The organism is Streptomyces sp. SID486, from assembly GCF_009865385.1.
GTDB lineage: Bacteria > Actinomycetota > Actinomycetes > Streptomycetales > Streptomycetaceae > Streptomyces.
The window spans coordinates 12,548-34,218 of sequence record NZ_WWJT01000188.1 but is presented as its reverse complement, the minus strand read 5'-3'; the positions used below and the strand labels follow the sequence as shown (position 1 = coordinate 34,218).

General features: G+C 73.6%; 16 protein-coding genes and 1 riboswitch. Of the genes, 9 read left to right on the top strand and 7 right to left on the bottom strand.

What is annotated here, in order from left to right; genetic code table 11:
* Positions 1–2,397 (bottom strand): RICIN domain-containing protein (locus GT045_RS09040; RefSeq protein WP_202527596.1); only part of this gene is annotated, 2,397 nt, incomplete at its 3' end.
* A gap of 477 nt (positions 2,398–2,874) precedes the next feature.
* On the opposite strand from GT045_RS09040, the gene GT045_RS38820 reads away from it, so the two are divergent.
* Together GT045_RS38820 and GT045_RS09030 are read left to right on the top strand one after the other, a co-directional pair.
* The gene (locus GT045_RS38820) at positions 2,875–3,027 is read left to right on the top strand and encodes a hypothetical protein (protein WP_202527594.1); all 153 of its coding nucleotides are present in this window, start codon (positions 2,875–2,877) and stop codon (positions 3,025–3,027) included.
* Between the two features lie 292 nt (positions 3,028–3,319).
* Complete coding sequence (locus tag GT045_RS09030; protein ID WP_161333848.1) at positions 3,320–3,991, top strand: alpha/beta hydrolase; 672 nt, start codon at positions 3,320–3,322, stop codon at positions 3,989–3,991.
* A gap of 333 nt (positions 3,992–4,324) precedes the next feature.
* Here the strand turns inward: GT045_RS09030 and cobN are convergent, their stop codons facing one another.
* Positions 4,325–7,951 (bottom strand): cobaltochelatase subunit CobN, encoded by a 3,627-nt coding sequence (gene cobN / locus GT045_RS09025; protein ID WP_161333847.1) that lies wholly within the window; start codon positions 7,949–7,951, stop codon positions 4,325–4,327.
* Between the two features lie 85 nt (positions 7,952–8,036).
* Positions 8,037–8,111, bottom strand: a riboswitch (cobalamin riboswitch).
* A gap of 116 nt (positions 8,112–8,227) precedes the next feature.
* On the opposite strand from cobN, the gene GT045_RS09020 reads away from it, so the two are divergent.
* The 3 genes from GT045_RS09020 to GT045_RS09010 are packed head-to-tail and all read left to right on the top strand — an operon-like array spanning position 8,228 to position 11,648.
* Positions 8,228–9,496, top strand: coding sequence for a cobalamin biosynthesis protein CobG (locus tag GT045_RS09020; RefSeq protein ID WP_202527592.1), 1,269 nt, complete (start codon positions 8,228–8,230; stop codon positions 9,494–9,496).
* Entirely contained in the window at positions 9,493–10,164 is a 672-nt protein-coding gene (locus GT045_RS09015) for a precorrin-8X methylmutase (protein ID WP_202515832.1), read from the top strand. The genes GT045_RS09020 and GT045_RS09015 overlap by 4 nt, the downstream gene beginning before the upstream one ends.
* Positions 10,161–11,648 (top strand): precorrin-2 C(20)-methyltransferase, encoded by a 1,488-nt coding sequence (locus GT045_RS09010; protein WP_161333845.1) that lies wholly within the window; start codon positions 10,161–10,163, stop codon positions 11,646–11,648. The genes GT045_RS09015 and GT045_RS09010 overlap by 4 nt, the downstream gene beginning before the upstream one ends.
* Positions 11,649–11,764: 116 nt before the next feature.
* Here the strand turns inward: GT045_RS09010 and GT045_RS09005 are convergent, their stop codons facing one another.
* The 3 genes from GT045_RS09005 to cbiE all read right to left on the bottom strand — a co-directional run bounded on the left by GT045_RS09005 (position 11,765) and on the right by cbiE (position 14,713).
* Positions 11,765–12,562 carry a cobalt-precorrin-6A reductase gene (locus GT045_RS09005; protein ID WP_161333844.1) on the bottom strand — a complete coding sequence of 266 codons (798 nt, stop codon included), beginning with the start codon at positions 12,560–12,562 and terminating at the stop codon, positions 11,765–11,767.
* A 142-nt stretch (positions 12,563–12,704) separates the two neighbouring features.
* Positions 12,705–13,454, bottom strand: coding sequence for a precorrin-4 C(11)-methyltransferase (gene cobM / locus GT045_RS09000; RefSeq protein ID WP_161288921.1), 750 nt, complete (start codon positions 13,452–13,454; stop codon positions 12,705–12,707).
* Positions 13,451–14,713 carry a precorrin-6y C5,15-methyltransferase (decarboxylating) subunit CbiE gene (gene cbiE, locus GT045_RS08995; RefSeq protein WP_161333843.1) on the bottom strand — a complete coding sequence of 421 codons (1,263 nt, stop codon included), beginning with the start codon at positions 14,711–14,713 and terminating at the stop codon, positions 13,451–13,453. Before cbiE ends, cobM begins: the two co-directional genes overlap by 4 nt.
* A gap of 142 nt (positions 14,714–14,855) precedes the next feature.
* On the opposite strand from cbiE, the gene tsaD reads away from it, so the two are divergent.
* The 4 genes from tsaD (at position 14,856) to GT045_RS08975 (ending at position 19,990) form a co-directional block, all read left to right on the top strand.
* A complete protein-coding gene (gene tsaD, locus GT045_RS08990; protein WP_161292547.1) occupies positions 14,856–15,935 on the top strand; it encodes a tRNA (adenosine(37)-N6)-threonylcarbamoyltransferase complex transferase subunit TsaD in 1,080 nt (359 codons plus the stop codon).
* Positions 15,936–15,951: 16 nt separating this feature from the next.
* A complete protein-coding gene (gene alaS, locus GT045_RS08985) occupies positions 15,952–18,603 on the top strand; it encodes an alanine--tRNA ligase (protein ID WP_161333842.1) in 2,652 nt (883 codons plus the stop codon).
* A gap of 240 nt (positions 18,604–18,843) precedes the next feature.
* Positions 18,844–19,176 carry an antibiotic biosynthesis monooxygenase family protein gene (locus GT045_RS08980; protein ID WP_161291891.1) on the top strand — a complete coding sequence of 111 codons (333 nt, stop codon included), beginning with the start codon at positions 18,844–18,846 and terminating at the stop codon, positions 19,174–19,176.
* A 394-nt stretch (positions 19,177–19,570) separates the two neighbouring features.
* Entirely contained in the window at positions 19,571–19,990 is a 420-nt protein-coding gene (locus GT045_RS08975; RefSeq protein ID WP_161291893.1) for a TOBE domain-containing protein, read from the top strand.
* 219 nt (positions 19,991–20,209) lie between these two features.
* On the opposite strand, the gene GT045_RS08970 is transcribed toward GT045_RS08975, so the two are convergent.
* Together GT045_RS08970 and GT045_RS08965 are read right to left on the bottom strand one after the other, a co-directional pair.
* Positions 20,210–20,620 carry a DUF3224 domain-containing protein gene (locus tag GT045_RS08970; protein ID WP_161291895.1) on the bottom strand — a complete coding sequence of 137 codons (411 nt, stop codon included), beginning with the start codon at positions 20,618–20,620 and terminating at the stop codon, positions 20,210–20,212.
* An 86-nt stretch (positions 20,621–20,706) separates the two neighbouring features.
* The gene (locus GT045_RS08965) at positions 20,707–21,660 is read right to left on the bottom strand and encodes a helix-turn-helix transcriptional regulator (protein ID WP_237538475.1); all 954 of its coding nucleotides are present in this window, start codon (positions 21,658–21,660) and stop codon (positions 20,707–20,709) included.
* Positions 21,661–21,671: the final 11 nt, after the last annotated feature.

Here is a 21,671-nt window from a genome sequence, read left to right as displayed (position 1 = left end):
GGCGGCGTCGGCCTCCGTGCGGGCCCTGCCCGCAGCGGCCTCGGCGTTGTCGGCCGCCTTGTCCGCCGCGTTCGCCGCGGCACGGGCCGCGTCAGCCGCATCGCCGGCATCCAGCTTGTCGGCGTATGCCTGCTTCGCGTCGGCCTTGGCGCGGGCCGCGTCCGCCTTCTGTTCGGCGTCCCACGCGTCGTCGCGCATCTCCTTGGCGTGGTCCTTGGCCGCGACCGCGTCGTCGCGCCTGCTCTCGGCGGTCTTCTCGGCTGCTTCGGCCTTGTCCTTGGCGTCCTTGGCGTTGGCCGCCTCCGCTTCGGCGTTCTTGCGGTGCTCGGCGGCCTCGGCGCGGCTGGCGGCGGCGTTCTCCTTCTCCGCCTTGGCCGTCTTCTCCTCGGCTTCCGCCGCGAGCCGCTTGGCGTGCGCGTCGGCGGCGGCCGCCTTCGCGTCCGCCTCGGCCTTCACCGCGACGGCGAGCTTGGCCTCCGCGGTCTCCTTGTCCTTCTTGGCGTTGTCGCGGTGCACCTTGGCGGCGTCGGCGGCGGCCTTGGCCTGCAACTCGGCCGCCTCGGCGGCCTTCTTGCGGAACTCCGCCTTGGACTGGGCCGCCTGGGCGATCGCGCGCTGCGCGATCGTCGCGCTGTCACCGGCCGCGGCACGCGTGGCGGCCTCCGCCGTCTCGCCGGCCTTCTCCAGCGCCGCCAGCGCGGCAGCCGCACCCTTGGTGACCTGGTCCTTCTGCAGACCCACCAGCAGACCCCGGCCACGCGGGGCACCCGCCGCATCGGCGATGCCGTAGGCGGCCTGCAGCGCCGTGTCCGACGTGGTCGCGGCCTTCTGCGCGATGGTCAGCTGCGCCTTGACCACGGCAAGTTGCTTCTTCGCCTCCGTCTGCGCCCCGGCGACGGCCGCCTTGGCCTTGTCCACGTCGGCCTTCGCCGGTGCGGTGCCGGTGTGGGTCTTGGCGACGACCCTGAACTTCTGCGCCGCGGAGCCGTTGCACGCCGACGACACGGCGTCCTTGCTGTTGTCGAACGTCGGCAGGTGCAGGCACTTGCCGGACGCCGCGTTCACCAGCGGACCGGCGCTGCGCACGTCGAACTTCCACTGCTGGGCCTTGGCACTGCCGCAGTCACGGATCTGGACCTTCGTGCCGTCGGCGGTGGCACCGTTCAGCACTTCCAGGCACTTGCCCGAGTTCGGGTTGCGAAGGGTGCGGCCACCGTCGTAAGTGGCCCACAGCTGCCACTTCTGCGCGGCCCCGCCGTTACAGGTGTAGACCTGCACCGGGGTGCCGTTGGTCTTGCCGCCCCCCGCCACGTCCAGACACTTGCCGGTGGCGCCGGGCACCTGGATCTCCAGGTCACCGTCGCCGATCCAGTTGAAGCCGCCTTCGGTGTAGTAGTCCAGCCAGCGGGTGGAGTAGTCCGCGATCCACGACTGTCCCAGCAACTTGCCCAGCGCGAACGTGCCGTCCCGCAGTGCCTTGTTGGCGGTGCTGCTGGCGTCGAGGATCTGGTTGCGCTGAGTGGCCTGGGAGGTGATCTCCTGCTGCCATTCGGCGGACGCCTGCGCCACCTCCTTGCCGAGCACCCGGTCCGGGTCGATCGGGTCGTGCCACGAACATGACGCGAACCGGGTCTTCAGGTCCTCCACCGCGATGCGGAACTCCGGGGTGTCCGGGGCCGGCGCGGTTCTGGGGAAGCCACCGGAGGCGAGGAAGATGCGGGCGTCGTCGGCGAAGACCCGCGGCACGAAGATCTCGTTCGGGACGATGGGGCCGGAGTTCTTCTTCCAGAGCTTCCAGGCTTCCTGCTCCTGGCTGGTGCCGCCGCTGGTGTACTGCGGGTCACCGATGGCGAGGGCGGCCTTCTTCGTCTGGTCGTCCGCCTGCGGCGACGGGTCGTAGAACGGCGACATCAAGTCGACGTTGTTCCAGTACGACTGGTAGAGCCAGGGAAGCAGCCCCGTCGTGTCGAAGAAGTCCGCGTTGTCGGGGGAACCGGGGTAGTCCTCCAGCCCCATGACAGCGTTGCCCCAGCCCTGACGGGTGTCCTGCGTCTTCTTCACCCAGGCGTCGGTGTCGTCTCTGTCCTTCTGCCAGGCCAGTGCGTACGCGCCCGTGCCGTAGGTGCGATCAGCCTTCTGATGCAGCTGGTCCGCCGGCAACGACGCGGAGGTGCCGGCCAGGCCGTACAGATTCGGGCCGCCCCTGCGCAGACCGTCGGCCATCAGACACTGGTCGAAGCGCAGTTGCTCGGCAGCCTTGGCGTCGAACCCGTCGTAGGAGTCGGCGGCCGGGCTGGCGTCCGGAGCACGGTCGGCGGCCAGGGCCTCAGGCACCGCCACGGGAGCGAGGAGGGCGAGGAAGGCGAGCGGGACGACCGGAGTCGCCAACCGTGCCATCCATCTGGGGCGTTTGCCCCGTATCCGTTCGGGTCTACGCGACACGCGTATCCCTCTCTGTAGAAGGTGACTTGTGCAGGCGCACCCCCGGGAGGGAAACGTCAGGCCGTACATGGGCCTCAGGTGGTGAACGGCGCTCCCCCGCGAACACGCCAGACGCTCCCGAATCAGCGGACTGGTCAGGTCCTTCCAGAAGCGGACGCCACCATAAGCATGGTGATCGTTTTCAGGGCAAGGGCTCTACAGACAGGGCGCCTTACTCTGGGTAACGAGCAGCCCTTCGGGAGGACTGTGCGAATCTTGTGCGTGGCTTGTGAATGCCGTTGTCAGTGGCTCTACCGAATCGTCGACTTGGCCACTCCCCGTCACCATGAGATCAAAGTCACAACCGCGGGCTGCGCGTACGAGGATCCCGCCGCGCCAGCCCGAGGGACACCCCCGGATTCGACGAGAGCGCCCCGGACACCGGGAGGCCCGGTGACGAGCAGCGATGACAAGCGGAAGAACCTGGAGCTGCCTGGGAAAACAGCAGATGTGACGGCGAACCAGCTATCCGTCGTCATGCTGTACGCCCTGCACCCCACCGACCGGTCCGGCGCCATGCTGGAGACCGCCGCCCTCCTGGCCTGACTGGCCGCCATGGCCCTGCCTGTCTTCCCCTGGAGCCGGAAGCAGGTCATCGAGGCCGGCGTGCTGGAGGAGAGCGAAGTACTACCGGCTCGATCTCAAGCGCATGGGCGCGGACTGGTCAGGGAGCTGGTGTGGCGTCGGTACAGGACGCTCGCACCGGTCGTGGGCGGGTGTCCGACGTGCGGGTCTTTCGGCAGTGGTGGTGTCGAGCTTCGTCAGGACGGGCAGGACTCGCGCCAACCACCCATGCCTGTGAAGGAATCAGCGCCATGTGGCCATCGTTCACGTCTGCATGACGACCTTCGTTCTGGTTCCCGGCGGCTGGCGCGGCGGCTGGTACTTCTCCGGCTTGGCCGACCGGCTGCGCGCCGCCGGACACCGGGCGCTGACCGTCACCCCCACCGGTGTCGGCGACCGCGCCCACCTGACCTCCGCCCACGTCAATCTCGACACCCACATCGACGACGTGCTCGCCGTACTCGCCACCGAGGAGGTCACCGACGCCGTTCTCGTCGGGCACAGCTACGGCGGCATGGTGATCACCGGTGCCGCCGACCGTGCCCCTTCCGGCGTGGTGCGCCGCCTGGTCTACTCCGACGCCTACGTACCCGAGGACGGCCAGTCCTGTTGGGACCTGACCACCGATGCCTACCGCAGCCTGTTCCTGGACGGCGCGGCGGCGGACGGATACGCGGTCCAGCCGCCGTCCGGCAGCGACCCGCGCGTCACCGCACATCCCCTGGCCTCTTTCCTCCAGCGGATCCGGCTGGACGCGGGCGGCCTGCGTGACGTCAGGACCCGGGACTTCGTGTACCTGTCCGGGTGGGACGGCACGCCCTTCACCGCCGTCCGCGACCGGCTGGCCGACGACCCGGTCTGGCGCGTCCACACCCTGGACAGCGGCCATGACGTCTGGAGGGATGCCCCGCAGGAGTTCCTGGAGATCCTTCTGCTGGGCGAATAGCCCCGACGCGGTGCGCTGACGTCCTTATCTGCCGTGTCGTTCAACTGGCAGTGACGGCGTCGAGGTTCCTCGCGCGGCCATGGACACCGACGCGGCGGAAGAGCCGGCGGGCCTGTCGTGCCCTTGCTGCCCAGCGCCGGAGCCGCTCGCGAGGTACGCCGGCGTGCGTCGGATCCCGTCACCGAGTTCCTCGCGGACCGGTACGGCAGCCCGGGCTGCGGGGGAACACCCTGCCGGTCTCGCGCCTTGGCGGGCGTCGTCGCGGGCGTGGCGGTGCCCCGCGCAGGAGGGATCCAGCCCTTGCCGCGCGGGGCCGCCGAACAAGCGGGGCGGTCAGCCGTCGCCTTCGAGGTTCCCCTCGGTCTCCAGGTACACCTGCCGCAGTTCCGCCAGCACCGCCGGGTCCGGCTTCTCCCACATCCCCCGCGACTCCGCCTCCAGCAGCCGCTCCGCGATGCCGTGCAGCGCCCAGGGGTTGGCCTGCTGGAGGAACTCGCGGTTGGCCGGGTCCAGGACGTACGTCTCGGTCAGCTTGTCGTACATCCAGTCGGCGATCACACCGGTCGTGGCGTCATAGCCGAACAGGTAGTCCACCGTGGCGGCGAGTTCGAAGGCGCCCTTGTAGCCGTGGCGGCGCATCGCCTCGATCCACTTGGGGTTGACGACGCGCGCGCGGAAGACACGCGAGGTCTCCTCGACGAGCGTGCGGGTGCGGACCGTCTCGGGCCGGGTGGAGTCGCCGATGTACGCCTCGGGAGCCGTGCCGCGCAGGGCCCGGACGGTGGCCACCATGCCGCCGTGGTACTGGAAGTAGTCGTCGGAGTCGGCGATGTCGTGCTCGCGGGTGTCGGTGTTCTTCGCCGCGACCGCGATGCGCTTGTACGCCGTCTCCATCTCCTCGCGGGCCGGGCGGCCGTCGAGTTCCCGGCCGTAGGCGTAGCCGCCCCAGACGGTGTAGACCTCGGCGAGGTCGGCGTCGGTGCGCCAGTCGCGGGAGTCGATGAGCTGGAGCAGGCCGGCGCCGTACGTGCCGGGGCGGGAGCCGAAGATGCGGGTGGTGGCCCGTCGTTCGTCACCGTGTGCCGCGAGGTCCGCCTGGACGTGGGTGCGGACGTGGTTGGTCTCGGCCGGCTCGTCCAGCGAGGCCGCCAGCCGCACGGCGTCGTCCAGCAGGCCGATGGTGTGCGGGAAGGCGTCGCGGAAGAAGCCGGAGATGCGCAGGGTGACGTCGATGCGCGGGCGGCCCAGCTCCTCGTACGGGATGGGCTCCAGGCCGGTCACGCGGCGGGAGGCGTCGTCCCAGACCGGGCGGACGCCGAGCAGGGCGAGGGCCTCGGCGACGTCGTCGCCGGCGGTGCGCATGGCGCTCGTGCCCCACAGGGACAGGCCCACGGAGGTGGGCCAGTCGCCGTTGTCGGCGCGGTAACGCTCCAGGAGGGAGTCGGCGAGGGCCTGGCCGGTCTCCCAGGCGAGCCGGGAGGGGACGGCCTTGGGGTCGACGGAGTAGAAGTTGCGGCCGGTCGGCAGCACGTTGACCAGGCCGCGCAGGGGTGATCCCGACGGTCCCGCCGGGACGAAGCCGCCGGCCAGCGCGTGGACCGCGTGGTCGATCTCGGCGGTGGTGGCGGCGAGCCGGGGGACGACCTCGCGGGCGGCGAACTCCAGGATGGCGGCGACCTGTTCACCGTGCTCGGTGGGCACGGCGGCCGGGTCCCAGTCCGCGTCCTCCATCGCCTGCACCAGGGCGCGGGCGCGCTCCTCCGCCTCGTCGGCGGTGGTGCGGGTCGCGGCGGACTCGTCCAGGCCGAGGGCCTCGCGCAGGCCGGGCAGGGCCTGGGCGCCGCCCCAGATCTGGCGGGCGCGCAGGATGGCGAGGACGAGGTTGACGCGGTCGGCGCCGGCGGGCGGGTTGCCGAGGACGTGCAGGCCGTCGCGGATCTGGGCGTCCTTGACCTCGCACAGCCAGCCGTCGACGTGCAGCAGGAAGTCGTCGAAGCCGTCGTCGTCCGGGCGGTCGTCCAGGCCGAGGTCGTGGTCGAGGCGGGCGGCCTGGATGAGGGTCCAGATCTGGGCGCGGATGGCGGGGAGCTTCGCCGGGTCCATGGAGGAGATCTGGGCGTACTCGTCCAGGAGTTGCTCCAGGCGCGCGATGTCGCCGTAGGAGTCGGCGCGGGCCATGGGCGGGACGAGGTGGTCCACGAGGGTGGCGTGGACGCGGCGCTTGGCCTGGGTGCCCTCGCCGGGGTCGTTGACCAGGAAGGGGTAGATCAGCGGGAGGTCGCCGAGGGCGGCGTCGGGGCCGCAGGCGGCGGACAGGCCGGCGTTCTTGCCGGGCAGCCACTCCAGGTTGCCGTGCTTGCCGAGGTGGATCATCGCGTCGGCGCCGAAGCCGCCGTCGGAGACCGGGGAGCCGATCCAGCGGTAGGCGGCCAGGTAGTGGTGGGAGGGCGGCAGGTCGGGGTCGTGGTAGATGGCGATGGGGTTCTCGCCGAAGCCGCGCGGGGGCTGGATGAGGACGAGCAGGTTGCCGAAGCGCAGGGCCGCGAGGACGATGTCGCCCTCCTCGTCGCGGCTGCGGTCGACGAACATCTCGCCCGGTGCCGGGCCCCAGTGCTCCTCCACCGCGGTGCGCAGCTCCTCGGGGAGGGTGGCGAACCAGCGGCGGTAGTCGGCGGCCGGGATGCGGACCGGGTTGCGGGCCAGCTGTTCCTCGGTGAGCCAGTCCTGGTCGTGGCCGCCCGCCTCGATGAGCGCGCGGATCAGCTCGTCGCCGTCGCCGGAGACCAGGCCGGGGATGTCGGCGTCCCCGAAGTCGTAGCCCTCCTCGCGCAGTCGGCGCAGCAGGGCGACGGCGCTGGCGGGGGTGTCCAGGCCGACCGCGTTGCCGATGCGGGAGTGCTTGGTGGGGTAGGCGGACAGCACCAGGGCGAGGCGTTTGTCGGCGGCCGGTATGTGGCGCAGCCGTGCGTGCCGTACGGCGATCCCGGCGACGCGGGCGGCGCGCTCGGGGTCGGCGACGTAGGCGGGCAGGCCGTCGGCGTCGATCTCCTTGAAGGAGAACGGGACGGTGATCAGGCGGCCGTCGAACTCGGGGACGGCGATCTGGCTGGCCGCGTCGAGCGGGGAGACGCCCTCGTCGTTCTCCTCCCAGGCCGTGCGGGAGCCGGTCAGGCACAGGGCCTGGAGGATGGGCACGTCGAGGGCGGTGAGCGCGCCGGCGTCCCAGGACTCGTCGTCGCCGCCCGCCGACGCCTCGGCGGGCCTGGTGCCGCCCGCGGCCAGCACTGTGGTGACGATCACGTCCGCGGTGCGCAGGGTGTCGATCAGCTCCGGCTCGGGGGCGCGCAGGGAGGCGACGTACAGGGGCAGCGGCCGGGCGCCCGCGTCCTCCACGGCGTCGCACAGGGCGTGCACGAAGGCGGTGTTGCCGCTCATGTGGTGGGCGCGGTAGTAGAGCACGGCGACGGTGGGGCCGTCGGCGGGCCGGGCCGCGCGCTCCAGCGGGCCCCAGGTGGGGGCGGGCGCGGGCGCGTCGAAGCCGTGGCCGGTGAGCAGGACGGTGTCCGAGAGGAACCGGGCGAGGTGTTCCAGGTTGGCGGGGCCGCCGTGGGCGAGGTAGGCGTGGGCCTCGGCGGCGAGGCCGACCGGGACGGTGGAGGCGGCCATCAGCTGGGCGTCGGGCGCCTGCTCACCGGTGAGGACGACCACCGGACGGCCGTCGGCGAGCAGCAGGTCGAGGCCGTCCTGCCAGGCGCGGATGCCGCCGAGGAGGCGGACGACCACCAGGCCGACGCCGTCGAGGAGGGCCGGCAGGTCGTCCAGGGGGAGCCGGGAGGGGTTGGCGAACCGGTAGGAGACCGGGCCGCCGGCCGCGCGGGCGCTGAGCAGGTCGGTGTCGGAGGTCGACAGGAGCAGGATCTCGCGGGCGTGCGGAGCACGCTCCCCGGGCGGAGTGGGCATACGATGCCTGGCCTTCCTCGGGGTCCGCGCCCCGGGCGGTGTGGGATGGTTCTCCCCCTCGGCGCAAGCCGGTTGTGGGGAAAGGGAGTTCCTGGCTCACCCGTCCCTCGGGAACGGGTTGACAGTGGCGGGACCGCGCCGGAATCGCACCGGCTTCCTCCCCTTTTCGCCGTCGTGGCGGTTCGTGGACCGGGTGATCCACTCCGGAGCATAGTAGGGGGCCCCGGTGGATGTGCGGGACATACAGTCGCAGTGATCATAGGTATGCTCACCGCCATGTCAGCGGCCGTTCCTCCTCCGTCACCCCAGGCCACACCGGCCGCACGGGGCCGCGGTGACGCCTGCCCGGGAGCCCTGCGCCTGCACGCGGCGGACGACGGGGCGCTGGCCCGTGTCCGGCTCCCCGGGGGTGTGCTGTCCACCGGCCAGGCACGGGCGCTCGCGGTCGCGGCCCGGCGGCTGGGCGACGGTGACCTGCATCTGACCTCCCGTGGCAACGTGCAGCTGCGCGGGCTGCCGGAGGGCTGCGGTGCCGAGCTCGCTGAGCTGCTGGACGCGGCCGGCCTGCTGCCTTCGCGGGAGCACGAGCGGGTGCGCAACATCGTCGCCTCCCCCCTGTCCGGTCTCGACGCCGACGGCCTGCGGGACGTACGGCCCTGGCTGACGGCCCTGGACGCCGCCCTGTGCGCGAGCCGGGACGCGGTGGGTCTCTCCGGCCGGTTCCTGTTCGCTCTGGACGACGGGCGCGGGGACATGTCCGGCCTCGGCGCCGACGTCCTGGTCCGGGCGGTCCCGGACGGGGGCGCGTGGCTGGCTCCCGGCTCGGTGCGGGTGAGTGCCGAGGACGCGCCCCGGGCGGCGTCGGCGGCTGCCGGGGCGTTCCTGGAGGCGGCCCGGTCCGGTGGACGGCGAGCCTGGCGGATGTCCGATCTGGGCCTGTCCGGGAGCGAGCTGGGCCGCCTGGTCCGTGACCGGCTGCGCGCCGAGGGCATCGGCCACGAGGACCACCCCGAGCCGGCCGGCTGCGCGGACGGGCCGCCCCCGGGGATCGTCGGCGACGCCGTGTCCGTGCACATCCCGCTGGGACGGCTCTCGGCCCACCAGTGGGACGAGCTGACGCACGTCGCCGCCGGCGAGCTGCGGCTGACCCCCTGGCGGGGGGTGGTCCTGCCCACGGCCGGCACGGCCGCGGAGCGGGCCGGCGCGCTCGCCCGTCTCGGCGCGGCCGGCCTGGTCACCGACCCCGGGTCACCCTGGCTCCACGTCGGCGCCTGCATCGGCCGGCCCGGCTGCGCCAGATCGCACGCCGACGTCCGCGGGGACGCGGCCCGCACGCTCGACGCCGCCGGCGATCCGGGCGTCCCCCTGTACTGGTCCGGGTGCGAACGGCGGTGCGGGCACCCGCGGTCCGGCCATGTCGACGTGGTCGCGGCGCCGGGTGGCGGATACCACCTGACCGCCGCGCCGGCCGGGCGGAGACCGCGCACCGCCTTCGCAGCAGACCCCTCCGGGATACCCGCCGCCCTGGCGGCGATCACCTCATGAGCCGCAGGACGACCGAGAGCGACGAGAAGAACATCATGACCCCCCACGTCTACGAGAAGGACGGAGCGGAGATATACCGCCAGTCCTTCGCCACGATCCGCGCGGAAGCGGACCTCGACGGTCTGCCCGCCGATGTCAGCCAGGTCGCGGTGCGCATGATCCACGCCTGCGGCATGGTCGACCTCGTCCGGGACCTGTCGTACACGCCGGCGGTCGTCGCCCGGGCCCGTGCGGCCCTGCGCGCCGGGGCACCGATCCTGTGTGACGTGCAGATGGTGGCCAGCGGTGTGACCCGCAAGCGGCTGCCCGCCGGCAACGAGGTGCTCTGCACGCTGTCCGACCCGGCCGTGCCGCGACTGGCCGCGGAGCTGGGCACCACGCGCAGCGCCGCCGCGCTGGAGCTGTGGCGCGACCGGCTGGAGGGCGCGGTGGTCGCCGTCGGCAACGCGCCCACGGCCCTGTTCCGGCTGCTGGAGATGATCGAGGAGGGCGCTCCGCGGCCCGCCGCCGTCATCGGTGTGCCGGTCGGCTTCATCGGCGCGGCCGAGTCCAAGGACGCCCTGGCCGCGCATCCGTCGGGGCTGGACCATCTGGTGGTGCGGGGCCGGCGCGGTGGCAGTGCCATCGCGGCCGCCGCGCTCAACGCGATCGCGAGCGAGGAAGAGTGAGCGGCAAGCTGTACGGGGTGGGCCTCGGGCCGGGCGACCCCTCTTTGATGACCGTGCGGGCGGTCGAGGTCATCGCCGGGGCGGACGTGATCGCCTACCACAGTGCCCGGCACGGCCGGTCGATCGCCCGGTCGATCGCGGCGAAGCACCTGCGTGCCGACCACATCGAGGAACCCCTGGTCTACCCCGTCACGACGGAGACCACCGACCACCCCGGTGGCTACCGGGGCGCCATGGAGGAGTTCTACGCCGAGGCGGCGGCCCGGCTGGCGGCCCACCTGGACGCCGGCCGGACCGTCGCCGTGCTCGCCGAGGGCGATCCGCTCTTCTACGGCTCCTACATGCACATGCACAAGCGGCTCGCCGGCCGCTACGACACCGAGGTCGTCCCGGGTGTCACCTCCGTGTCGGCCGCCGCGGCCCGCCTGGGCGCACCGCTCGCCGAGGGCGAGGAGGTGCTGACCATCCTGCCGGGGACCCTGCCGGAGGAGGAGCTGACCGCGCGGCTCGCCGCGACGGACGCGGCGGTGGTGATGAAGCTGGGCCGTACGTTCCCCAAGGTGCGCCGCGCGCTGGAGGGTGCGGGGCGCCTGGCCGAGGCGCGGTACGTGGAGCGGGCCACCATGGGCGGGGAGCGGGTCGCCGAACTGGCCGACGTGGACCCGGACTCCGTGCCCTACTTCGCGGTGGCCGTCCTGCCCAGTCAGGTGGACGCCGAACCGGCCGTGCGCGAGCGCGGCGACGTGGTCGTGGTCGGTACGGGCCCGGCCGGTCCGCTGTGGCTGACGCCCGAGACCCGGGGCGCGCTGGCCGCCGCCGACGACCTGGTCGGCTACACCACCTACCTCGACCGGGTGCCGGAGCGGCCGGGGCAGGTCCGGCACGGCTCGGACAACCGGGTCGAGGCCGAGCGCGCCGAGTTCGCGCTGCAACTGGCCCTGCGGGGGCGGCGGGTGGCGGTCGTGTCGGGCGGTGACCCCGGTGTCTTCGCCATGGCCACCGCCGTCCTGGAGGCCGCCTCCCAGCCGGAGTACGCGGACGTGCCGGTGCGGGTGCTGCCGGGGGTGACCGCCGCCAACGCGGCCGCCGCGCGGGCCGGCGCTCCCCTCGGCCACGACTACGCCACCCTCTCCCTGTCCGACCGGCTCAAGCCGTGGGAGGTGATCGCCGAACGGCTGCGCGCGGCGGCCTCGGCGGATCTGGTGCTCGCCCTGTACAACCCCGGTTCGCGCAGCCGCACCTGGCAGGTGGGCAAGGCCATGGAACTGCTGCTGGAGTACCGGGCGCCGCAGACTCCGGTGGTGGTCGCCCGGGACGTGGGCGGTGCGGCGGAGAGCGTGCGGATCGTGGCGCTGGGCGAGCTGGATCCGGCCGAGGTCGACATGCGCACGATCCTGCTGGTCGGCTCCTCGCAGACGCGGGTGGTACGGCGGGGGGACGGCGAGGAGATCGTCTGGACGCCGCGCCGGTATCCGGAGGGGTGAGACCGGCCGCGGTGCCGTGCCGTGCCGTACCGTGCGGCCGGCACCGCGGCAGGACCTGAACAGCACCGCGGCGGGACCGGAACAGGGCCGTGGCCAAGGCCCTGCCAGGTTTTCCGTCAATCGGCCGCGAGAGGGTTGCGCTCCAGGCGCTCCAGGCGCTCCAGACCCTCCTGGCGCTCCAGACGCTCCAGGACCCAGCCGGCCGCGTCCTCGGGGCCGGGCACCACGGGCACGCCCGTGGGCACCGGGGGTCTGCGGACCACGACGACGGGTACGCCGGCCTCCCGGGCGGCCGCCAGTTTCGGTGCCGTGGCCGCTCCGCCGCTGTCCTTCGTGACCACGACGTCGATGCGGTGGCGGCGCAGCAGCCCGCGTTCGCCGTCCAGGGTGAAGGGACCTCGGTCGAGCAGTACCTCCATGGCGGCCGGGTGCGGGGGCTCGGGGGCGTCCACGGACCGCACGAGGAACCACAGCTGTTCCAGGTCCGCGAAGGCGGCCAGGCCCGTGCGTCCGGTGGTGAGGAACACCCGGCGGCCCAGTGCGGGCAGCAGGCGGGCCGCCTCCTCCAGCGAGCCGGCCTCGTGCCAGCGGTCGCCCTCGACGGGGGTCCAGCCGGGGCGGCGCAGGGCGAGCAGGGGGACCCGGGCGGTCGCGGCGGCCCGGGCCGCGTGGAAACTGATCGTCCCGGCGAAGGGGTGGGTGGCGTCCACCACCGCGTCGGCCCCGTGCTCACGCAGCCACGCCGTGAGTCCCTCCGCCCCGCCGAAGCCGCCGACGCGCGTGCCGCCCGGCGGCAGCCGGGGGCTGGCGACACGTCCGGCGAGGGAACTGGTCACCTCCAGGCCGGGGGTGCCGTGCAGCAGTTCGGCGAGTCGGCGGGCCTCCGTGGTGCCGCCGAGGATCAGTAGGTGCACGGGAAGTGGGATCCCTTCGGAAGAAGAGGGCGCGAGCGGTCGGGCACGGCGGGCGGAGGCGCTCGGCCGGTTCGGCGCGGTGCACGGGTCCGCCGGTGGGACCGGCCCGGCCGCCGGAGGCCCGGCGGCCCCCGGCGGGTGATCAGCAGGAATGCCGCTCCCGGTCGGCCGAGTACAGGTGGCTGTCGCGGAACTGCTCCGCGCCCAGCGTCCGTCCCACCATGATCACGGCGGTGCGCAGCACCCCGGCGTCCTTCACCTTCCCGGCGATCTCGTCCAGGGTGCCGCGGATGATCAGCTCCTCCGGGCGCGACGCGTAGGCGACGACGGCGGCGGGGCAGTCGGCGCCGTAGTGCGGGCGGAGTTCGCCGACCACGCGGTCCACGTACCGCGCGGCCAGGTGCAGCACGATCAGCGCGCCGCTGCGGCCGAGGGTCGCCAGGTCCTCGCCCTCGGGCATGGCGGTGGCGCGGTGGGCGACGCGGGTGAGGATGACGGTCTGACCGACGGTCGGCACGGTCAGCTCACGCTTCAGGGCAGCGGCGGCGGCGGCGAAGGCGGGCACGCCGGGAACCACCTCGTACGGCACGCCCGCCGCGTCCAGCCTGCGCATCTGTTCGGCGACCGCGCTGAACACGGAGGGGTCTCCCGAGTGCAGCCGGGCGACGTCGTGGCCCTCCTCGTGGGCGCGGACCAGCTCGGCGGTGATCTCGTCCAGGTTCAGCTGGGCGGTGTCCACCAGCCTTGCGTCCGGCGGGCACTCGGCCAGCAGTTCGCGCGGGACGAGACTGCCCGCGTACAGGCAGACCTGGCAGGCGCCGAGCGTCCGGGCGCCGCGCACGGTGATCAGGTCGGCGGCACCGGGGCCGGCGCCGATGAAGTACACGGTCATCTGTCCGCTCCAGAGGGGAGGTCTGCGGTCTTGGTCACGGACCACTGTGTGACGGGCATGGCCTGGCGCCAGCCGGTGAAGCCGCCCACGGGCACGGCGTGGGCCACCGCGAGCCGTACCAGCTCGCCGCCGTGGCGGCGGCAGGCGGCGGCGAGCAGCGCCTCGGACTCCAGCGTCACGGTGTTCGCGACCAGCCGTCCGCCGGGGGGCAGCGCCGCCCAGCAGGCGTCGAGGAGTCCGGGCGCCGTGAGCCCGCCGCCCACGAACACGGCGTCGGGGACGGGGAGTTGGGCCAGGGCGTCGGGGGCGGCTCCGGTGACGACCCCGAGGCCGGGCACGCCGAGGCGTTCGGCGTTGCGGGTGATGCGTGCGGCGCGCACCGGGTCGCGTTCGACGGTGACGGCACGGCAGGAGGGGTGGGTGCGCATCCACTCGATGGCGATGGACCCCGACCCGCCGCCGACGTCCCACAGCAGTTCGCCGGGTGCGGGGGCGAGCACGCCGAGCGTGGCGGCGCGGATGTGCCTCTTGGTCAGCTGGCCGTCGTGCTCGTAGGCGTCGTCGGGCAGGCCGGGCACGGCGCCGAGCCGCCGGGCCTGCGGTGCGCGGCGGCATTCGACGGCCACGATGTTGAGCGGATCGCCGGGCGGCGGTGCCTGGACCCACGCGTCGGCGGTAGTTTCGGCCCCCGTGCGTTCCCGGTCGCCGCCGAGCTGCTCCAGGACCCGCATCCGGCTCGGACCGAAGCCGCGGTCGCGCAGGAGCGCGGCGACCTCGCCGGGGGTGGCGGCGCCGGCGCTCAGCACGAGGAGGCGCCGGCCCTCGTGCAGGGCGGCGGCCAGACGGGCGGCCGGGCGGCCGACGAGCGTCACGACCTCGACGTCCTCCAGCGGCCAGCCGAGGCGCGCGGCGGCGTAGGACACCGAGGAGGGGTGCGGCAGCACCCGCAGGGCGCCGGCCTCTTCGGCGAGGGCGCGGCCGATGCCGTAGAACATCGGGTCGCCGCTGGCGAGGACGGCGATGCGGCGGCCGGCGTGGGCGGCGAGCAGCCGCGGGACGGCGGGGCGCAGGGGTGACGGCCAGGCGATCCGCTCGCCGGCGCACGCGGGCGGCAGCAGGTCCAGCTGGCGTGGGCCGCCGATGAGGACGTCGGCCTCGCGCAGCTCCGTCCGGGAGGGCTCGGGCAGGCCCTCCCATCCGTCGGCCCCGATCCCGACGACGGACACGGGGATGGGCGGTTCTGGTCGGGCGGGGGTCACTGCGCGCTACCTCGGGGTTCAGGGGGCCGGCAGTGCCGCACTCTACTGGGCGATCATCCGCACACCCGACCCGGGTTCACCTCCGGACCCCCCCTTATTGCACACTGGTTGCAATAGCTTAAATCTTGCAGGAAGGGTAGGCATGGTTTCTCCGATCGTGCTCGGGATCGAGTCGTCGTGCGACGAGACCGGAGCGGGACTCGTCCGGGACGGCCGGCTTCTCGGCCACGCGGTGGCGTCGAGCATGGACGAGCACGCCCGCTACGGCGGGGTGGTCCCGGAGATCGCCTCCCGCGCCCATCTGCACGCCCTGCGCCCGGTGGTCCGGCAGGCACTCGGCCAGGCGGGACTGGCGCTGTCCGACATCGGCGCGGTCGCCGTCACCACGGGGCCGGGCCTGTCGGGCGCCCTCCAGGTGGGCCTCGCCGGGGCGAAGGGCATCGCCTACGCGCTGGGCGTCCCGCTGTACGGCGTCCACCACCTCGCCGGGCACGTGGCGGCCGACACCCTCGCGCACGGCCCGCTGCCCGACCCGTGCGTGGTGCTGATCGTCTCCGGCGGCCACACCTCCCTGCTCCTCGTCCGGGACCTGGCCCGCGACCCGATCCTGCACCTCGGCGACACCCTGGACGACGCGGCCGGGGAGTGCTTCGACAAGGTCGCCCGGGTCTTCGGGCTGCCGTACCCCGGCGGCCCGGCGATCGACCGGACCGCGCGCGAGGGGAACCCGCGCGCGGTCGCCTTCCCCCGCCCGCTGCCCGGCTCCTACGACTTCTCCTTCTCCGGGCTGAAGACGGCCGCCGCCCGCTGGGCGGAGTCGCACGCGGGCCGCGAACTTCCGGTGGCCGACGGGGCCGCCTCGCTGCAGGAGGCGGTCGCCGACGTGCTGACCCGCAAGGCGGTGGCCGCCTGCGCCGAGCACGGCGTCGGCACCCTGGTCGTCGTCGGCGGGGTCGCCGCGAACTCCCGGGTCCGCTCCCTCGCCGAGGAGCGCTGCCGGGCGGCCGGCGTCGAACTGCGCGTGCCGCCGCTGCGGCTGTGCACGGACAACGGCGCGATGATCGCGGCCGTCGGCGACCTGCTGGTGCGGGCCGGAGCCGAACCGGCCCCCCTGGACGTGTCGGTGGACCCGTCGGCCCCGCTGGAGTACGCGGCCCTGCACCCCGGCACGGCGGGAGCGGCCCGCCACGCCGCCCGAACCCTCACCGTCCAGCCCCTGTAGTCACCTGGAGCCCACCGTGCGCACCGCCGAGATCCGCCGCCGCTTCCTCGACTTCTTCGCCGAGCGCGGCCACACCGTCGTCCCCAGCGCCCCGCTGCCCACGCCCGACCCGACACTGCTGTTCGTCAACGCGGGCATGGTCCCCTTCAAGCCCTACCTGACCGGCGAGGCCCCGGCCCCCTGGCCGCGGGCGACGAGCGTGCAGAAGTGTGTGCGCACCCTGGACATCGAGGAGGTCGGCCGCACCACCCGGCACGGCTCGTTCTTCCAGATGAGCGGCAACTTCTCCTTCGGCGACTACTTCAAGGAGGAGGCCGTCACCCTCGCCTGGGAGCTGTCGACCACAGCGGCCGACGACGGCGGCTACGGACTCGACCCGGACCGGATCTGGGTGACCGTGCACCACTCGGACGACGAGACCCGCGCCCTGTGGCGGCGCGTCGCCGGCCTGCCCGACGAGCGGATCGTGGCACGCGGCGACGAGGACAACTTCTGGTCCATGGGCGTGCCCGGTCCCTGCGGACCCTGCTCGGAGCTGTACTACGACCGCGGGCCGGCCCTCGGCCGCGCGGGCGGCCCGGCGGTGGACGAGGACCGCTACATGGAGTTCTGGAACCTCGTCTTCATGCAGTACGAGCGCGGCGCGGGCCCCGGCAGGTCCGGCTACCCGGTCCTCGGTGAACTCCCCCGTCGCAACATCGACACCGGCATGGGCCTGGAGCGCATGGCCACCCTGCTCCAGGGGGTCGACAACCTCTACGAGACCGACGAGACCCGCCCGGTCCTCGACCGGGCCGCCGCCCTCGCCGGGGTCCGCTACGGCGCGGACGCCGAGGCCGACGTGCGCCTGAGGGTGGTCGCCGACCACGTGCGCACCGCCCTGATGCTGCTCGCCGACGGCACCTCCCCGGGCAACGAGGGCCGGGGCCACGTCCTGCGCCGCATCCTGCGCCGGGCGGTGCGCTCCATGCGTCAGCTCGGCCACCAGGACCCGGCGCTGCCCGAGCTGCTGGCCGTGGCCCGCGACTGCATGGCGCCCGGTCACCCGGAGGTCGCCGAGGGGTACGAGCGCATCGTGGACCGGGCGGCGGGCGAGGAGGACGCGTTCCGCGCGACGCTGCGCCAGGGCACGGCCGTCCTGGACTCGGCCGTGGCCCGGGTGCGGTCGGACGGCGGCCGCGTGCTGCCCGGCGCACAGGCGTTCCTGCTGCACGACACCTACGGCTTCCCCGTCGACCTCACCCTGGAGATGGCGGCCGAACAGGGCGTGGAGGTCGACCGCGAGGGCTTCGCGGCGCTGATGCGCGAGCAGCGCGAACGCGCCCGTGCCGACGCCCGCGCCCGCAAGGCGGGCGGCGCCGACACCGGCGCGCTGCGCGCCGTTCTGGACGAGCACGGCCCGACCGACTGGCGGGCCTGGGACTCCCTGACCACGCACTCCCGCGTCCTCGCACTGCGGACGGCCGCCGGAGTGGTCACGGTGGCACGTGAGGGGGAGATCGTCACCGTGGTCCTGGACCGCACCCCGTTCTACGCCGAGTCCGGCGGCCAGGAAAGCGACGCCGGCCGGCTGTCCGGGGCGTCGGTGGAGGCCGACGTGCTGGACGTGCAGCGCCCGCTGCCCGGGCTGGTGGTCCACCAGGTGCGGGTGACGGCCGGCGAGCTCGCCGTGGGCGACGAGGTGACGGCGAGCGTGGACCCGCAGTGGCGGCTCGGCGCCCGCCAGGCCCACTCCGGCACCCATGTGCTGCACGCCGCCCTGCGCCAGGTCCTCGGCCCCACCGCCCTGCAGTCCGGCTCCTACAACCGCCCGGGCCACCTCCGCCTCGACTTTCCCTGGCGCGGCGCCCTCTCCGCGACGGCACGTACCGAGATCGAGGACGCCGCCAACCGGGCGCTGCGCCGCGACCTCCCGGTGGACGTGCGCTGGATGCCCCTCGCGGAGGCCAGGGAACTGGGCGCCCTCGCCCTCTTCGACGAGACCTACGGCGAGCGGGTGCGCGTCGTCGAGATCGGCGGCGCCTGGTCCCGGGAGCTGTGCGGCGGCACGCATGTCGAACACGCCTCGCAGATCGGAGTGGTGGCGCTGACCTCGGAGTCGTCGGTCGGCGCCGGAATGCGCCGGCTGGAGGCCGCCGTCGGCTTCGAGGGCTTCGGCCATCTGGCCCGTGAGCGTGATCTGGTCGCCCGCATCGCCGAGCAGGTGCAGGCACCGCGTGCCGAGATCCCCGACCGCATCACCGTGCTGCTGGAGCGGCTGAAGGCGGCCGACCGGGAGAACCAGCGGCTGCGTCAGGCGGCCACGCGCGCCCGTGCCGCCTCCCTCGTGGACGGCGCCCGGGACACGGACGGGGTGCTGCTGGTCACCGCGGCGACGGACGGTGACGCGGACGCCGCCAGGGCGCTGGCCACCGCGGTCCGCGAACTGCTGCCCGCCGGGCGTCCCGGTGTCGTGGCCGTCGGCGCCGAGTCCGGGGGCAAGGGGGTCCTGGTGGCCACCGTCAATCCGGCCGCGGCCGGATCCGGGCTGGACGCGGCGCGCCTCGTCAGGCAGCTACTCAACGGAAGGGGCGGCGGAACGGCGGAACTGGCCCAGGGCGGCGGCCTGTCCGCCGACCGGCTGCGCGACGTCCTGCGGTCCGTGCCAGGGGCTCTCGCCGACCGCTGAGCCAGGACCGCGCGCCGACGTGGTCCGGGTCCGGCGGCTCGTCCGGCACGCTGGGCTGAGCGGCCGGGCGTCCGGACCGCGCGCCCGCGCGGCCCGGTCTTCTTCTTCGCGGCCCGGTCTGTGGCGGGGCGGGTTTCCGAGGGCGCTTCGCCCCGGCCCGCCACGCGGGCCCGCCGCCGATCGGGCGAATGAGCGGCCACGGGCGACAAGTCCGAACCGGGTAAGGGGAGAAAGAACCCCATGACTGTTACCGTTCAGGTCGACACGACGCGTCCCGTGGCCACCCTCATCAACGTCTTCGCGGTGTCACCCGACCGCCAGGACGAGCTGATCGAGCTGCTCGCCCGCGCCACGGAGGAGACGATGAAGCACCAGCCCGGCTTCATCTGCGCCAACTTCCACGCCTCCCTCGACGGCGAACGCGTGCTCAACTACGCCCAGTGGGAGACGGAGGAGCACTACCGCGCGATGCTCGCCAACCCCGAGGCACGCGTCCACATGGAGCAGGCGGCGAAGATCGCGACGGACGTCCAGCCCCGCCTCTTCCGGGTCTCGTCGGTCCACCCCCGGTAGGCCCACGGCCCCGGTAGGACCCCGGCCCCGGAGGGCGGACGGCCCCTCGTGGAACCCCGCCGAGACCCCGCCCGCGGTCGACGACACGGACCTCCGGGACCCGGCGGCAGCGGCGCCCAGGCCGACCGGGGCGCCGCGGCGGGATGCCGTACCGGGCCGGCGCGTGAGGCTCCGCAGCGGGGTGCCGTGGCGGGGTGCCGTCGGAAAGCGTGCGCCCGTCTCGCGGATCTTCCGATTTGCCAGGGTCGGACGGTGTCACGGGTGGCGGCTGCGACGGGGCTCACATGGCGGGCCGCCTGACGGGCTAGGTTGTGATCCACAGCCGGTGACGAGTCCGGCTCGCAGAGTCGTCCCCACTTCTCTGTCGTTCACCTTCACCGTGAGGCGGTCCGTCATGGGCTTGAGCATCCGCAACCAGATTCCCGGCACCGTCACCGCCGTCACGCCCGGGGAGGCGATGGCGACGGTGAGGGTGCGCCTCGACAGCGGCCAGGACCTCACCGCGGCGATCACCCTGGAGGCGGTCAAGGATCTCGGGCTCGCCGAGGGCTCGGCCGTGCGGGCCATGATGAAGTCTACCGAGGTCGCGCTCGCGACCGGCCGCGTGGAGGGGCTGTCCATCCGCAACCAGCTGCCCGGCACGGTCAGCGACGTGGCCACCGGCGAGGCGATGGCCACCGTCAAGGTCTCGGTCGCGGGCGGCGAACTCACCGCCGCGATCACCAGGGACGCGGTCACCGAACTCGGACTGACGGCCGGTTCGCCCGTCGTCGCGCTGATCAAGTCGACCGAGGTGTCCCTCGCGACCGTATGACGTCGCCCCTCCCCCTTCGTCCAGGGACGCGGTGACGCCGCAGCTCGCACCGGCCGGACGGCATGACGAGGGGACGCCGGGGCAGGCCCGGGCCGCCGCCTACCGCGCACGGAAGAAGACCCCGCCCGCCTCGCGCGCACGACGACCCACCGCCCCGTCAGGCTCTCGGCGCACACGCTCGGCAAGTCCGTCGGGGACGAGGGCGTACCGCTCGCGCGGCTACCGGCCCGTCAGTTCGTAGTCGAACCAGATCCGGTGGGTACCGTCCTCGTCCACCGCGATGCCGCCCGTGCCGGTGACGCCCGCCAGCGCGCCGGTTCCGCTCCCGGGCACGATGACGAAGAACTCGTTCCCCCGGTCCTCTCCGAGCGTCGTCGCGGAGTGCGCGAAGTTGAAGGTGCCCGTCTGCCCGAGCAGCGTCCCTTCGAACGACTCCATCGCGACGTACGTGCCCTTGCCCGTGGCCTGGTCGAAGGCGGCGGTGAACACCGTGGCGGAGCGTCCCACGACGTCGCCCTCGTACTGCTTCTCCATCGTGGCGACTCCGACCGGCAGTCCGGTCCGCACCGCAGGGCCGTCCACCGTGGCCGCGGAGAAGTCGGCGACCTTGAATGTTCCTGAAGCTCGCATGTCCCGATCGTACGGCCCGGCGGGCCGCCAGGGGCGGCTTCCGGCCGCGGCGGGTCCGGCGCCTGGCGCGTCGTGCTGACGGGTGTTCAGATCCAGCCGCGCCGGCCCGCCTCCAGGCCGGCCGCGAACCTGCCGCGTGCGCCCAGGCGTTCCATCAGCTCGGCCATCATGCGGCGCACCGTACGCAGTGACAGTCCGAGCCGTAACGCCGCGGACGCGTCGGTGCAGCCGTCGGCGAGCAGGCGCAGCAGTTCGCGTTCCTGGCGGGTGAGCCCCTCGTCGTCCCGCTCGGGGCAGGCTCCCAGGGGTGTCGCCCTGTCCCACACGGAATCGAACAGCGCCACCAGGGCGGCCATGACGCCGGGGCTGGTGATCTGGATGGCGCCCTCGCGGGTGTTCTCCGGATTGACCGGCACCAGTGCCACGCTCCGGTCGATCAGCAGCATCCGTAGCGGAAGTGCCGGGAGCGTCCGCACCTGACCGCCCAGGCTGGTGAGCCAGGCCGCGTAGTCGTGGGTCGCCGCGTCGTTGCGGACACTGTCCAGATAGACGGTGCGCATGTTGACGCCACGTGAGATGACCGCCTGGTCGAGGGGTTTGCTCGCCTCCAGGCTCTCGGCCGACTGCGCACCGCCCGGATTGAAGGTGAGGCATTCGTTGGTGGCCCGGCCGGCCAGCTCCTTGATGCGGGACTGGATCGCCTCCATGCCGACGAGTTCCTCCACCGCGCACCGGCTGCCGCCGTGGTAGAGGGCGTCGTACTCGTCCAGCACGGTCGTGATGGCCGCCTGACATCGTTCGAACTCCTCCTGGTGCCGCCGCAGTTCCTCCTCCCGGCGGCGCAGGAGTGACTGCAGTCCCAGCCTCGGGCGGACCGGGATGACCACTCCCGGCCCGGCGGATTCGATCAGCAGTTTCAGGTCGGCAAGCCGGTCCAGTGCCTCCCGGAGCGTCTGTTCCGACATGCCCAGTCGCTGCGTCAGCTCGCGTATCCCCCAGCGATGGTCGGTGAGCATCGTGCGGTAGACGGCCTCAGCCATTGCATCCAGCC

What these genes read in the sequence shown, in the direction of transcription:
- GT045_RS09020 (WP_202527592.1), top strand. Translation starts at nt 8,228, where the DNA reads ATGTCAGCGGCCGTTCCTCCTCCGTCACCCCAGGCCACACCGGCCGCA.
- GT045_RS09015 (WP_202515832.1), top strand. Translation starts at nt 9,493, where the DNA reads ATGAGCCGCAGGACGACCGAGAGCGACGAGAAGAACATCATGACCCCC.
- GT045_RS08970 (WP_161291895.1), bottom strand. Translation starts at nt 20,620, where the DNA reads ATGCGAGCTTCAGGAACATTCAAGGTCGCCGACTTCTCCGCGGCCACG.
- GT045_RS08965 (WP_237538475.1), bottom strand. Translation starts at nt 21,660, where the DNA reads ATGGCTGAGGCCGTCTACCGCACGATGCTCACCGACCATCGCTGGGGG.
- GT045_RS08975 (WP_161291893.1), top strand. Translation starts at nt 19,571, where the DNA reads ATGGGCTTGAGCATCCGCAACCAGATTCCCGGCACCGTCACCGCCGTC.
- tsaD (WP_161292547.1), top strand. Translation starts at nt 14,856, where the DNA reads ATGGTTTCTCCGATCGTGCTCGGGATCGAGTCGTCGTGCGACGAGACC.
- GT045_RS08980 (WP_161291891.1), top strand. Translation starts at nt 18,844, where the DNA reads ATGACTGTTACCGTTCAGGTCGACACGACGCGTCCCGTGGCCACCCTC.
- cobM (WP_161288921.1), bottom strand. Translation starts at nt 13,454, where the DNA reads ATGACCGTGTACTTCATCGGCGCCGGCCCCGGTGCCGCCGACCTGATC.
- GT045_RS09030 (WP_161333848.1), top strand. Translation starts at nt 3,320, where the DNA reads ATGACGACCTTCGTTCTGGTTCCCGGCGGCTGGCGCGGCGGCTGGTAC.
- cobN (WP_161333847.1), bottom strand. Translation starts at nt 7,951, where the DNA reads ATGCCCACTCCGCCCGGGGAGCGTGCTCCGCACGCCCGCGAGATCCTG.